12 protein-coding genes and 1 pseudogene are annotated in these 13,920 nt (G+C 26.7%); 5 read left to right on the forward strand and 8 right to left on the reverse strand.

Translation table 11 applies throughout. From position 1 onward, the window contains the following. Positions 1-86 precede the first annotated feature (86 nt). The 6 genes and pseudogenes from XW81_RS01045 to XW81_RS01070 all read right to left on the reverse strand — a co-directional run bounded on the left by XW81_RS01045 (position 87) and on the right by XW81_RS01070 (position 6,746). Positions 87-1,804, reverse strand: a pseudogene (locus tag XW81_RS01045) (penicillin-binding transpeptidase domain-containing protein). Positions 1,805-1,853: 49 nt separating this feature from the next. Further along, a complete protein-coding gene (gene ftsL, locus XW81_RS01050) occupies positions 1,854-2,168 on the reverse strand; it encodes a cell division protein FtsL (RefSeq protein WP_075474076.1) in 315 nt (104 codons plus the stop codon). After that, positions 2,149-3,105, reverse strand: coding sequence for a 16S rRNA (cytosine(1402)-N(4))-methyltransferase RsmH (rsmH, locus tag XW81_RS01055; protein WP_075474078.1), 957 nt, complete (start codon positions 3,103-3,105; stop codon positions 2,149-2,151). The genes ftsL and rsmH overlap by 20 nt, the downstream gene beginning before the upstream one ends. Before the next feature lie 168 nt (positions 3,106-3,273). After that, a complete protein-coding gene (gene ilvN / locus XW81_RS01060) occupies positions 3,274-3,753 on the reverse strand; it encodes an acetolactate synthase small subunit (protein ID WP_075474426.1) in 480 nt (159 codons plus the stop codon). A gap of 1 nt (position 3,754) precedes the next feature. Then, positions 3,755-5,479: a biosynthetic-type acetolactate synthase large subunit gene (gene ilvB / locus XW81_RS01065; protein ID WP_075474080.1), complete on the reverse strand. Its 1,725-nt coding sequence runs from the start codon at positions 5,477-5,479 to the stop codon at positions 3,755-3,757. Positions 5,480-5,723: 244 nt separating this feature from the next. Beyond that, complete coding sequence (locus XW81_RS01070) at positions 5,724-6,746, reverse strand: FAD:protein FMN transferase (RefSeq protein ID WP_195182287.1); 1,023 nt, start codon at positions 6,744-6,746, stop codon at positions 5,724-5,726. 486 nt (positions 6,747-7,232) lie between these two features. Between XW81_RS01070 and XW81_RS01075 the strand changes: the two genes are divergently transcribed. Then, positions 7,233-8,663 (forward strand): Do family serine endopeptidase, encoded by a 1,431-nt coding sequence (locus tag XW81_RS01075; protein ID WP_075474082.1) that lies wholly within the window; start codon positions 7,233-7,235, stop codon positions 8,661-8,663. A 104-nt stretch (positions 8,664-8,767) separates the two neighbouring features. Here the strand turns inward: XW81_RS01075 and dapD are convergent, their stop codons facing one another. Both dapD and map read right to left on the reverse strand, forming a co-directional pair. Next, positions 8,768-9,592 carry a 2,3,4,5-tetrahydropyridine-2,6-dicarboxylate N-succinyltransferase gene (gene dapD, locus XW81_RS01080; protein WP_075474084.1) on the reverse strand — a complete coding sequence of 275 codons (825 nt, stop codon included), beginning with the start codon at positions 9,590-9,592 and terminating at the stop codon, positions 8,768-8,770. A 97-nt stretch (positions 9,593-9,689) separates the two neighbouring features. After that, positions 9,690-10,487: a type I methionyl aminopeptidase gene (map, locus tag XW81_RS01085; RefSeq protein WP_075474428.1), complete on the reverse strand. Its 798-nt coding sequence runs from the start codon at positions 10,485-10,487 to the stop codon at positions 9,690-9,692. A gap of 323 nt (positions 10,488-10,810) precedes the next feature. On the opposite strand from map, the gene rpsB reads away from it, so the two are divergent. The 4 genes from rpsB (at position 10,811) to frr (ending at position 13,912) form a co-directional block, all read left to right on the forward strand. Further along, the gene (gene rpsB, locus XW81_RS01090; protein ID WP_075474086.1) at positions 10,811-11,524 is read left to right on the forward strand and encodes a 30S ribosomal protein S2; all 714 of its coding nucleotides are present in this window, start codon (positions 10,811-10,813) and stop codon (positions 11,522-11,524) included. Between the two features lie 28 nt (positions 11,525-11,552). Then, a complete protein-coding gene (gene tsf / locus XW81_RS01095) occupies positions 11,553-12,347 on the forward strand; it encodes a translation elongation factor Ts (protein WP_075474088.1) in 795 nt (264 codons plus the stop codon). Between the two features lie 170 nt (positions 12,348-12,517). Then, complete coding sequence (pyrH, locus tag XW81_RS01100) at positions 12,518-13,255, forward strand: UMP kinase (protein WP_075474090.1); 738 nt, start codon at positions 12,518-12,520, stop codon at positions 13,253-13,255. Between the two features lie 99 nt (positions 13,256-13,354). Then, entirely contained in the window at positions 13,355-13,912 is a 558-nt protein-coding gene (gene frr / locus XW81_RS01105; RefSeq protein WP_075474092.1) for a ribosome recycling factor, read from the forward strand. The last annotated feature ends 8 nt before the right edge of the window (positions 13,913-13,920 follow it).

Here is a 13,920-nt window from a genome sequence, read left to right on the forward strand (position 1 = left end):
AATTTTGAAATTTTTACCTTTGTCAATGTAACTATATATAAATTTATTGCATTTTTATGAAATTCAGAATGCTTTTAATTAATTTTTTATCGTTTTAATATTTGGTTTTTATTATATTGAGATAAATTGTCTGGTTTAGTATTAGTTATTCTCAATACAGATCTCATAATTGAACTAAAAACTGGAGCAGAAATTGTACCACCGTAATATTGTCCTGAACGTGGATCATTAATCATTACTATTAAAGAAAATTTCGGATTACTAACTGGAGCTACTCCTACTGCATATGCTATATATCTATTAACATATTTTCCTTTTGAGTTAATTTTTTTTGCTGTTCCTGTTTTTACTGCGATTTTATATCCTTCGACTGCTGCTTTAATTCCTATACCTCCTGGTTCAGATACTGATTCAAGCATTTTGAGAACGGTTTTTACAAAAAATTTTGGAAATACCTGTGTGCTAGCACTTTTTTTATTCTTAATAATAGATAATGGTTTAGATAGTCCATATCTTCCAATAATTGTATAAACATTAGATAATTGTAATGGAGTTACCATAAGACCATAACCAAAAGAAAATGTTGCTTTGTCTAAATCAGACCAATATTTTCGCTTAGGGTATATTCCACTTTTTTCTCCTAGAAGATCTTGAGTAGTTAATTTTCCTAAACCAAATTTAGAATAGATATCAGTTAATTCAGATGCTTTCATTAATAGTGCTAGTTTAGATATACCAATGTTGCTTGACTTTTTTAAGATTTCGGTAACTGATAGTTTTTCGTGTTGCGAAACGTCATGTATTATATGTTTGTTTATTATGAATGGAGTTGTATTTATTATGGATTTTGGAGTTATAATTTTTTTTTGTAAAGCTTTCATAATTACCATTGGTTTTACGGTAGATCCAGGCTCAAACATGTCAGTAACAGCTTGATTTCTCAGAAATTCCATAGGTATTTTTTTAAAATTATTAGGATTGTAAGTCGGGCTGTTAACCATAGCTAGAATTTCTCCAGTTTTTATATTTATTAATATGGCTGTTCCAGATTTAGCTTTGTTAAAATTGACAGCATGACTCAATTCACGATATAGGATAGTTTGTAATCTAATATCGATACTTAAATTTATATCGTGTGGAATGTTTTTTTTAATTAATGTTGTATTTTCTACTATATTTCCGAATTTGTCTGTTCTTATTTTTCGTTTTCCTGGAGTTCCTGAGAGGATGGAATTAAATTTTTTTTCTATTCCTTCGATACCTATTCCGTCTATATTAGTTATTCCAACTAATTGCGAAATTAGTTTTCCAAAGGGATAATATCTTTGAAAATCTTCGTTAACATACACACCTGGAAGATGTAGTTTTTTTACATATTCTCCAATTTCTGGACTGACTTTTCGTGCCAAATATGTAAAGTGACTTTTTTGAAAATGGTTGATTTTTTGTGTAATATTTTTTACAGGAACAGATAATATTTGAGATAATTTTTTTAATATGTTTTTATTTAAATTTGTTTTTTTTTTAAAAAAAATAGTTTCGAGTCAATAAAAATATTATTAGCAGGTATGCTTACAGCTAATAAATGTCCTAATCTATCCTTAATCATTCCTCTCAAGTTTGGTTCTATTTGTATTCTAGATGATCGTGAGTCACTTTCTTTTATTAATTGTTTAGCTTTAAACAATTGCAATATAGTTATGTTTAATACAATTATAACAATTGAGATGATAATTATACTACACAAAATTACAAATCGATGATTGAAATTGTACTTTTTTTTTATAAAATTTTTAAATCGCATGTCGTTAAGAATACATTTCATGAGTAAAAAATCCTCAGAATTTCATTAGTTATTTTATGATAATATTTTCTTTTAATGGGTTAGAATAAGTCATATTTAACTTTTCTTTAGCATATTGTTCGATTTTTCTATGCGATTTTAGGATATTTTTTTCTAGAATTAAATTGTTACATTGTGCTGTTATCTTTTTTTGCATTATATCTAGTTGCTCTTCGTTTGAAATTAGTAATCTCGTTTTGTGAACTATGGTAATGACTAAAATTGCAGAAGTAGTAATCATTAAAAGTAATATCATTAACTTTTTATAATATCTTTTAAAATCGTTTACAATAATTTTTTGTAAATTATAAGTGCTTTTGTTCATAAATATTTTGGATTTCAGAAACTCTCAAAATTGCGCTTCGCGCTCTTGGATTATTTTTGATTTCGGATTTTGTTGGAATTATTTTACCAATAATTTTTAATTTTATTTCTTGTAAACTTTTTAATTGCGTTTCGTTAATAGCTAGTCCATATGGGACAGATGCAAGTTTACTATTTTTTGACATAAAGTTTTTAACTATACGGTCTTCAAGCGAGTTAAAAGTAATAATTAATAATCGTCCTCTATTTTTTAAAATGTTGAATACATATTTGAGAGCTATTTTCAACTCATCAAGTTCTTTATTTATATATATTCTAATAGCTTGAAAAGTTCGTGTTGCAGGGTGTTTTTTGTTTCTTGGAACAATTTTTGAAATGAGATTAGATAATTCGCTAGTTCTTTCAATAGGTCGATTTTTTCTTTGTTTAACAATTTTTAAAGCTATTTTTTTTGCAAAACGTTCTTCTCCAAATTCATATAATACTTTTGAAATTAATTGTTTGTTAGACTTAATTAACCAACTATGTGCTGTAATTCCTTTTTTTGGATCCATTCGCATATCTAATGGTCCATCTAGTAGAAACGAAAATCCTCGATTAGGATCGTTTACTTGCATAGATGACATTCCTAAATCAAATAATATTCCATCTACTTTTCTTTGAATTTTTTTTTGTTGAAAACTTTTTAAAATTTTAGAAAAATTACCAGGAATGATATGAAATCTATGATCTTTTATTTTTTTTGCTACATTAATAGAATACGGATCTTTGTCAATAGCATACAATATTCCGTTTTCATTTAAGTTTTTCAAGATTTCTTTCGAATGGCCTCCAAATCCAAAAGTACAGTCAATGTAAATACCGTCTTTTTTAATGTTTAAAAATTTTATTGTTTCTTTTTTTAAAACAGGAATATGAGTTAAGTTTAAATTATTCACAATTTTTCAGTATTTAAGTGTTATTTTTATGTAATTTATATATTCGCATTTTAAAAGACAAATAAGTACACAAATTATTTTAAGAAAATAAAATTTTATTCTATACATAAAGTACTAATATTTTTTTTGTATAGTTTTGTAGTTTTCAAAATATATTCTTATAAATTATTAGTTTCTAGAAATGCCTATAACTCCTGAACGAGAAATTTCAATAATTTCAGATATATTTCGTATAACTGCTAGATATGAGTCTATTTTATTGCTAGTTCCTGATAATTGTATTATATAATACAAGGAAGTTACGTTTACAATTATGCCTTCGAAAATGTCTGTAATTTGTTTAATTTCTTTTCGGGTGTTGCTTGTTGTACTTTTGATTTTTATTAATATAATTTCTCTTTCTAAATGATTTTCGTATTCTATTTCTGTAACTCGCAATACATCTATTAGTTTGTGCAATTGTTTTTCAATTTGTTCAATAATTTTTTTGTCTCCCATTGTTTGTATTGTTATTTTTGATATGGATGAGTCTTCTGTTGGAGCAACTGTTATACTTTCTATGTTATATCCTCTTTGTGAAAATAAGCCTACAACTCTTGATAGAGCTCCAGATTCGTTTTCTAGTAAAACAGATATAATTCTTTTCATATTATTTTTGTCCATTTTTTCTTAATAGCATGTTATTCATTCCTCCATCTCGAATTTGCATAGGGTATACATGCTCGGAAGCATCAATCTTTATGTCAACAAAAACTAAGTGTCCATTTTGCAATTTTTCTAAAGCTAACTGTAATTTTTTTTCTAGTTCTTTTGGAGTATTAATAGAGATTCCTGAGTGACCATACGATTCAGCTAATTTTATAAAGTTTGGTAATGACTTCATATAAGAGTGAGAATGTCGACCTGAATAAATTATATCTTGCCATTGTTTCACCATTCCTAAAGATTTATTATTTAAATTTAGTATTAGTATTGGTAATTCATACTGCATTGCTGTAGAAAGTTCTTGAATGTTCATTTGTATACTTCCGTCTCCAGTGACACAAATAACAGTTTCATTTGGAAACGCTAATTTAACACCTAGTGCTGCAGGAAGACCAAACCCCATAGTACCAAGTCCTCCTGAATTTATCCATCTTCTAGGTTTTTGAAAAGAGTAATATAGTGCTGCAAACATTTGGTGTTGGCCTACATCTGATGTAATAAAAGCTTTTCCTTTAGTTAATTTCCAAATAGTTTTAATAACGCTCTGCGGTTTAATGTTGTCGCTATTTGTATCAAAATTCAAACTATTTTTGTTTTTCCAGCTTTGGATTTTTATCCACCATTTTTTTAAACAGTAAAATTCTTTTACAAACATATTGCTATTTATAAATACTAATATTTGTTGTAAAACATTTTTTGCGTTTCCAACAATTGGTATATGTGCAGTGATAGTTTTCGATATAGATGTAGGGTCAATATCAATATGTATAATCGTAGCGTTGGGACAATATTTTTTCACGTTGTTAGTAGTTCTATCATCAAATCTAACTCCAATTGCTAAGATTACATCTGCGTAATGCATAGCCATATTTGCTTCGTAAGTTCCATGCATACCTAACATTTGAAGGTTTTGGGGATGATTTCCTGGAAATGCACCAAGTGCCATTAGAGATGTAGTGACAGGAATATTTAGTTTTTCTGCTAGTTCTTTTAATTCGTTGTGGCAGTTTGCGCTAATTACTCCTCCTCCAGCGTAAATCACAGGTTGTTTGGATAATTTTAGAATATCAATAGCTTTTTTTATTTGTCTAGAGTGTCCTTTCGTAATTGGATTATAAGATCTTATATTAACTTCGATTGGCCATATATACGGCTTTTTGTTATATGAGTTTAAAATGTCTTTAGGAAGGTCTATTACAATTGGTCCTGGCCGACCGCTTGAAGCTAACCAGAACGCTTTTTTGAACGTTATGGGAATATCTTCTGTTTTTTTTACTAAAAAACTATGTTTAACTATTGGTCGTGAAATTCCAATCATATCACATTCTTGAAAAGCATCGTATCCTATTAAAGACGATGATACTTGTCCTGATATTACTACTATTGGAATAGAATCCATGTATGCTGTAGCAATTCCTGTAATAGAGTTAGTTGCGCCAGGACCAGAAGTAACCAATACAACTCCAATTTTCCCAGTAGCTCGTGCATACCCATCGGCCATGTGAGTAGCTCCCTGCTCGTGACGTACTAAAATGTGTTTTATTTTTTTTGTTGATTTTAAGGAATCATATATATCTAATACTGCCCCTCCAGGATATCCAAAAATGTACTTGATACCTTGGTCAATCAGTGATTGAATGATCATTTCAGATCCTGATAGCATTTCCATTGTTTCTCCACTGTTAACTTTCATATTTATTTTATATGCTTTGTGATGGACAGATATATAAGTTTGAAGATTTGATTGATTTTATCAGTTTATGATAAAATGTTTATTTTTAAATGTAAATCAATATATTTTAATTTCAACTTGAAAGTACTGTTTATTTTATTATATTTTATTAATGATTTAACTTATTATTTTTTAATATTTAAGATGTATTAAAAATTTTAATGTTTGAAAAACAATTTTTTTAAAATATTTTTTTGAGAAATATATGAAATTGAGGAGAAATCCATGTAAATAGATTTAATTTTTCTTCTTTGATTAAACATACAGCTAATTTTTCTTTAATTGCAATTTTTTTTGCTTGGTCAAAACCTAATATCATTAATCCTGTATCCCATGCATCTGCTTCTAACGCTGATTTTGCGATTACACTCACCGAAACTAAATTATGATTGATAGGATTGCCTGTATTTGGATTGATTAAATGTACAATTTTTTTTTTAAGGTAGTAGTAATTTCTATAAGTTCCTGACGTACTGATAGCATGATTATACAATTTTACCGTTATAAATGCTTTAATTTCTTTATCTGTTGGTTTTTGGATAGCTATTATTTTAGGTTTGTCAATATAATTTTTTGTATGAGTAATAATTGCTCCTCCAACTGCAATAGTATAATTTTTTATTCCTTTTTTTTGAAGTAACTCTCCTAAGTGGTCTGCAATAAATCCTTCTCCTAATGTCGATAAATCTACTATTATATTTTTTTTGTTTTTTTGAAGATAATATTGTTTATTTTTTTTAGTAACTTTTAAATATTTTAAATTAGTTAATGAAAGAGCATTTTTAATGATTTGTGGATTTGGAATATTAGTTGGTGGAGTTTGAGGTCCAAATCCCCATATATTAACTAACGTTCCTATAGTAATGTCTAGGGCATTAGATGTTTTTTTTCCTATAAGTAAAGCTGTTAATATAATTTTTGCCAAATTTTTACTAATTTTTTGTGGATAAGTGCTTTTACGGTTGTTAAATTTTGAGATGATAGAATTCTTTTCCCAAAAAGATAGCTCTTGATTATCATTTTCTAGTTGTTTTTTAATATCTTCGATTAATATTTTTTTATTTATATTTTTGTTTATAAAGTTTATTTTCCATGTTGTACCAATAATTTTCCCAAATATGTAAATTGGTTCATTTTCTTCTTTTTTATATTTATTTATATAAAAAGTTAAAAAAAAAAATGCATTCCTCAATAATGTTTTCACAGTTCCTCTACATATTTTGCAATATATTCTTTTAATGTATGTTGTAAAATATAACGATCTCAATAATTTAATGAGATTTTATTTGTTAACATGTTTTTTATAGTTTTTTTTAAATCGTTATTTTTAAAATCGTTAAATTATAAGTTTTAAGAAATGTAATATTAACAGTTTTCCTTTATCATAATGTGTAGACTAATTTTTTAGAACATAAATTATATTTTTATATCAATTTAAATTATAGATATACATTTAAAAAAAACAACTTAAATTTCATATTTTATACATTTGTGTTATTTTTATATATTTTAAATGCATAGTATACGTTAAATGAAAAACGTTTTATAATTCGGAATTATTCTGTTAAATTTTTTGGTGTTTTTTATTTTCATAATTAAATGCATCATTTTAATAATTTTTAACTCAAAAAACTTAGTGTTAATTTTATAATAATCAATTTTAATTTTAAAGTGAGAACGAGTAAAAAGTATGACGCTAATACTACGAATAATTTCTACATTTTCTATTTTATTACTAATTTTTGGATTTTCATGGAAAAATCCAGTTTTTAGAAATAATGTTTCGAATTTGGAATCTACGAATTTTGGTTTAGCATCTATGTTAGAAGAGGTTTTACCTTCTGTAGTTAGTATAGATATTGAAGGAAATACTATTGTTCAACAGGTTTATTCGCCATATCAGTTTCAATCTTTTTGTAAAAATAATAATTTACTTTGTAAAAAAAATGTTTTTCTTAAAAAATTTCAACGTTATCAAACAACGTATCAAAAGAATTCTTTACAGGAAAGATTTCATGCATTAGGATCAGGAGTTATTATAAATGCTAAAAAGGGATATGTAGTTACTAATAATCATGTAATTAATAATGCTACTAAAATACAAGTTCAGTTGAGTAACGGACATCGATATAATGCTAAAATAGTTGGAAAAGATTCGCGTTTTGATATTGCTTTAATTCAATTAGAAGAAGTTAAAAATTTAAAAGAAATTAAAATTTCTGATTCAAATTTGTTGCGAGTAGGGGACTCTGTTATTGCTATTGGTAATCCTTATGGATTAGGAGAGACTGTTACGTCTGGAATTGTTTCTGCTTTAAATCGCAACGGATTGAATGTTGAAAATTATGAAAATTTTATTCAGACTGACGCGGCTATTAATAGAGGAAATTCTGGGGGTGCATTAGTCAATTTAAAGGGTGAATTAATTGGAATTAATACAGCAATTTTAACTCCGGATAGCGGAAATGTAGGAATAGGATTTGCAATTCCATCAAATGTAGTTACAAGCTTAACTAATCAAATGATAGCACATGGTCAAGTTTATCGTAATGAGTTAGGTATCACAGGTGTAGAATTAAGTTCTGATTTAGCAAAAGCTATGCGACTTCACATTCATAGAGGTGCTTTTGTTAGTAGAGTCGTTTCGAAGTCTTCAGCTGATATTGCAGGAATTAAGCCGGGAGATGTTATTATTTCTTTAAATAAAAAACCTATTTTTGATTTTTTATCATTACGTGCAGAAATAGCTGCCTTGCCAGCTAATACAAGCATGGAACTAGGGTTATTAAGAGATGGGTATTTTAAGATTGTAAAAGTAGAACTAAAACTTAGAACTAAAAATAAAGTTGAGTCTATAAATTTACATTTAGCAATTGAAGGTGCTGAATTAAGTGATTTTTATTTTAATAGTCACAAAAAAGGAATCTACGTTGAAAATGTCATAAAAGATACAGCGGCTTTTCGTATAGGTTTTAAAAATAATGATGTTATAGTTGGTGCTAATAAATGTATTATAACATGCTTAGATGATTTCAAAAAATTACTTAGTTCTAATCCAGAAATATTAGTGTTTAAAGTTAGGAGAGGTTCTGAAATTGTATATTTGTTGACTCAAGATTAATGAATTTTCCTACCTAGAAAATAGTAAAAATATTTTTAGGTAGGATTTTATATTTTAAAATTTTTAAATGTTTTTAAAATTCAAAAAAAATATTTTTGATACAATCAATCAGAAGATCTTAAAGTTTTATTAATTTTAGTTTTTTTTAACGTTTGTTCGTCTACGCGTTTTACGATAATTGCACAATACAAATTATAATTTTTATTTTCAGATGGCAAACTACCTGGAACAACTACGGATTTTTTTGGAATTCTTCCATAAGAAATAGTGTTGTTAATTCTATTATAAATTTTAGTGCTTTGCCCAATATATACTCCCATAGAGATTACCGACCCAGATTCTACGATTACTCCTTCAACAATTTCTGATCGAGCTCCAATGAAGCAATTGTCTTCAATTATTGTTGGATTATTCTGTAAAGGTTCTAGGACACCTCCTATTCCTACTCCACCTGATAAATGTACATTTTTTCCTATTTGAGCGCAAGATCCAACAGTAGCCCATGTATCTATCATAGTACCTTCATCAACATATGCTCCTATATTTATGAAAGAAGGCATTAAAATCGTATTTTTTCCAATGTAAGAACCATATCGAACTGATGTTGGAGGTACTATTCTAGTTTCATCTCTAATAAAATGCTCTTCTTGGTATTTTGAATATTTTAATTTTATTTTGTCATAATATTTTGTTTCATTGCTTTTAATTACATTATTTTTTTGTATACAAAAATAAAGTAAAATAGCTTTTTTTATCCATTGATGAGTATGCCAATTATTTTCTATTTTTTCTGATACTCTTAAAATTCCTTGATTTAACATTTCTATTACTTGACGAATAGAATCAATTGTAGTCTTATCAATTGTATTAGAGTTAATATTGTTTTTATTTTCAAATGCATTCTCAATTATTTTTTTTAAGTTTTTCATGGAAATTTTTGGATTCTATTTATTTTTAGAAATAAAAGTTGTATTTTATAAATTTGTATTTAATATTTTTAAAATAAGATAATATTTTTTATAAAATTTAATATAAATTTTTTAGTATTTTTGGTATTTTTTCTGTTTTTTGTATTGTGAGTATTTCGCATCCTTCTTCATTTATTAAGATAGTATGCTCATATTGAGCTGATAGACTGTTGTCTTTCGTTTTAATTGTCCATCCGTCGTTCATACAGTGAACTTCAGGTCTTCCTGCATTTATAATTGGTTCTATTGTAAATGTCATACCAGATTGTAGTACAATTTTTTCGCTATCGTAATAATTGTGATGTAGTATTTGAGGTTCTTCGTGAAATTTACTTCCAATTCCGTGTCCACAATATTCTCTTACTATAGAGAAGTTTTGTTCTTCTATATATTTTTGTATTGTTTTTCCAATTTGATTTATTTGTATTCCAGGTTTAATTTTATATAATGATAAGTATAAACTTTCTTGTGTAGTTTCACATAATAATTTACCTAATTTCGTTGGTTTTCCAACAAAGAACATTCTGGATGCATCTCCATAATATTTATTTTTAATGATTGCAATATCGATATTAACTATATCTCCATTTTTTAATATATGGTTATTATTAGGAATACCGTGACAGACAATATTGTTCGCAGAAATACAAACAGATTTCGGAAAACCATTATATCCTAAACATGCTGGTTTAGCTTTTTGTATTTTTGTTATATAATTATGACAAATAAAATCTAGTTCTCCTGTAGAAATCCCAGGAACTACATATTGTTCGATCATTTCCAAAACTTCTGCTACAAGTTTTCCTGCTATGCGCATCTTTTCAATTTCATTTTTTTTCTTTATGGGAATAGTAATCATAATTTTTTTATATTTTAGTATTTATGAATGTAGTTATAAGCAATTTTAGATAAAGTATATATTATAAGATAGTTTATTTCTTTTTAAAAAGTTGTCGTGATTTAAAAAGTGTATTGATTATTTTATATTTTTATGATTTTTCAATAATTTTTTGAATATTTTATTTTTTATCTTTGTCTTAATATGCATAATTTTTTAATAAAATTAATTTTTCTAAAAAAATATTTTTGAAACATTTTCAGAAAATGTCGTATATATTACATAAACTTTGTTAATATATTACATTATTTTTAAGATTTTTGTTTTTTTTTGGAGTGTTTATGTTTTCTGTATCAATACAATCTATGTTAAAAGCCGGCGTGCATTTTGGTCATCAAACTCGATATTGGAATCCAAAAATGAAATCTTTCATTTTTGGATCTAAAAATAAGGTGCATATTATAAATTTAGAAACTACTCTTTTGATGTTTAATTATGCATTATCTGAATTAAGAAAAATTTCATTAAAAAAAGGGAAAATATTATTTGTAGGAACAAAAAGAGCAGCTAGAAAGATTGTTAAAGATTCTGCGATTTCATGCGAACAGTTTTATGTTAATCATCGTTGGTTAGGTGGTATGTTAACAAATTGGAAAACAGTACGTCAGTCTATAAAGCGATTGAAAGATTTGGAGCTACAGTCCGAAGACGGAACTTTTGAAAAATTAACTAAAAAAGAAGTTTTGTTACGCATGCGTGAACTTTCTAAACTAGAAAATAGTTTAGGCGGTATTAAGAATATGGGAGGATTACCTGACGCATTGTTCGTGATAGATGCAGAACACGAAAAGATAGCTATAAGGGAAGCTAATAATTTAGGAATTCTAGTTTTTTCCATAGTAGATACTAATTCTGATCCTGATGGGGTAGATTTTATAATTCCTGGCAATGATGATGCTGTTAGAGCAATTGACTTATATTTAAATTATGTATCTAAGGCAATATTGAGCAGTCGTATTCGAAACCAGGAAAATAATGTAAAATCTAATATTTAAGAGAATACAATGTATAAGGACATTTTTAATGAAAACAGTCACAACGCTTTTAGTAAAAAAATTACGTTCTCAAACTGGTGCTGGAATAGTTGATTGTAAGAAAGCTTTAATAGAAACAAAAGGAGATATAGAAAAATCTATTGATTTTTTAAGAAAAATTGGACAAGTAAAAGCATCTCGAAAGCAATCGTGTATTGCTTCTAATGGTTCTATATTTATTAAAGTTCACAATATGCGAACTGCTATGTTAGAATTAAATTGTGAAACTGATTTTGTTTCAAAAGAAGATTGTTTTCTCTCCTTTGGAAAAGAAATAATAAATTACGTTGCCTCTGAAAATGTTAAAGATATAAAATTTATACAGGACGTTTTTAAAAGACAAAGAGTTGACTTAGTTTCTAGAATTAATGAGAATGTTGTGCTGCGTCGAATAGAAATTTTTGAAGGAGACAATATTAGTAGTTATTTACACCATAATCGCATTGGTGTATTACTGAAAACTACATTATGTAATAATAAAGTACTTTCTAAAAATCTTGCTATGCACATAGCTGCTAGTAAACCTGAGTATTTAAGATCAGATCTTATTCCTAACACAGTCATAGAACGTGAATATAATATACAGTTAGAATTAGCTAAGAAATCGAAGAAGCCTGAATCTATAGTTGAAAAAATAGTTAAAGGAAGAATGCTTAAATTTGCTAGCGAAAAATGTCTTCTTGGTCAAAGTTTTATTTTTAATCCTGAAAAAAATGTTAGAGATATTATTTTAGAAAATGATATCAATATTGTTAAATTTACTAGATTTGAAGTTGGAGAATGAATATACAATACAATATGTTAATATATAAAAAGTTAGTTTTAAATGATAATAAAAATTTTAATAAACCGCCTGATGGCGGTTGTTATTTCTTAAATATAACTTCATATAATTTTGTAAAATAATCATTTTTGTATTTTATTTCTAAAGTTTAATTTTTGATGAGTTTTTAAATGCAAAAGAAACATAATATAACGTGTAAATTTAAGCGTGTACTAATAAAAATAAGCGGTGAGTCTATTCAAGGTAGAAGTAAATTTGGAATAGATATAAATGAATTAAAACGTGTTGTCTGTGAAATTAAAAGTATTGTAAATTTAGGAATACAAGTAGGTGTTGTAATTGGTGGTGGTAATATATTTAGAGGAAAAGAATTAGTAAATTTTGGAGTTAATAAAGTTATTTCTGATAATGTTGGGATGTTGTCAACTGTTATTAATGGATTAGTACTACATGATGTGATGCGTCGTGGTAGTGTAAATGTACATTTGATGTCGTCATTTCCAATTAATTCAATGTGTGAAATATATCATTTTGAAAAGGCAATACGTTTGTTAAATAAAAATCATGTAGTGATATTTTCTGGTGGTTTAGGAAATCCATTTTTTACTACAGATTCAGCTGCTTGTTTGCGTGCAATAGAGATAAAAGCTGATATTATTTTAAAAGGAACTCAAGTAGATGGAGTCTATTCTAGTGATCCTAAAAAAAATAATAATTCAAAATTATATAAAAAAATTACTTATAATGAGGTTTTAAGAAGAGAATTAAAGGTAATGGATTTATCTGCGTTTGTATTGGCACGTGATTACAAATTGCCAATTTGTATTTTTAACATATGTATTCCAGGGATTTTACGTAGAATAGTAGAAGGGAAAAATGAAGGCACATTAATTCAATCTTCTTGTTAAAAATATAGCGTAAAAAAATGTTAATAAAATTATTATAATGTAAATTTTTAGAATTTATATTTTTTCAAAACAAAGTTTACAAAATTATAAAGGTGTTTAATGATGGATGAAATTAAAAAAATTACACAACAAAAAATGGATGATTGCATAAGAACGTTTGTAAGTTATCTTAACACGTTGCGCACGGTCAGAGTATCTCCTTCAATTTTAGATACCATTTATGTTAATTATCTTGGAAAAAGTACACAGTTATGTAAATTATCTAGTATAGTAGTTGAAAATTTTAACACTTTAAAAATTAATTTATTTGATATTACTATTAAAAAAAATGTTGAAAAATCTATTATAAATTCTGATTTAGGTTTAACCCCTATTTCTACTGGAAGTTCTTTAAAAATAATATTTCCTGCTTTAACGGAAGAACGACGAAAGAGTTATATTAAGTTAGCAAAGAATACTGCAGAAAAAAGTAGAGTTTGTATTCGTAATATTCGTCGTAATGCAAATGAAAAGTTAAAACGTTTTTTAAAAAACAAGTTGATTAATAGCGATATAGAACGGAATTTACAAAACGAAATTCAAAATATAACAAACCAATATATCGAAAATGTAAATAAAATTTTAAAAAACAAAGAAGAAGAGTTAGTTAATATGTAATTATTTCA

The organism is Buchnera aphidicola (Schlechtendalia chinensis), assembly GCF_001648115.1.
GTDB classification, from domain to species: domain Bacteria; phylum Pseudomonadota; class Gammaproteobacteria; order Enterobacterales; family Enterobacteriaceae; genus Buchnera_B; species Buchnera_B aphidicola_N.

Bases quoted from the DNA above. Each gene is read 5' to 3' on its own strand.
- ftsL (WP_075474076.1), bottom strand. From the start codon at position 2,168: ATGAACAAAAGCACTTATAATTTACAAAAAATTATTGTAAACGATTTT.
- ilvB (WP_075474080.1), bottom strand. From the start codon at position 5,479: ATGGAAATGCTATCAGGATCTGAAATGATCATTCAATCACTGATTGAC.
- pyrH (WP_075474090.1), top strand. From the start codon at position 12,518: ATGCAAAAGAAACATAATATAACGTGTAAATTTAAGCGTGTACTAATA.
- tsf (WP_075474088.1), top strand. From the start codon at position 11,553: ATGAAAACAGTCACAACGCTTTTAGTAAAAAAATTACGTTCTCAAACT.
- XW81_RS01075 (WP_075474082.1), top strand. From the start codon at position 7,233: ATGACGCTAATACTACGAATAATTTCTACATTTTCTATTTTATTACTA.
- ilvN (WP_075474426.1), bottom strand. From the start codon at position 3,753: ATGAAAAGAATTATATCTGTTTTACTAGAAAACGAATCTGGAGCTCTA.
- frr (WP_075474092.1), top strand. From the start codon at position 13,355: ATGATGGATGAAATTAAAAAAATTACACAACAAAAAATGGATGATTGC.
- dapD (WP_075474084.1), bottom strand. From the start codon at position 9,592: ATGAAAAACTTAAAAAAAATAATTGAGAATGCATTTGAAAATAAAAAC.
- rpsB (WP_075474086.1), top strand. From the start codon at position 10,811: ATGTTTTCTGTATCAATACAATCTATGTTAAAAGCCGGCGTGCATTTT.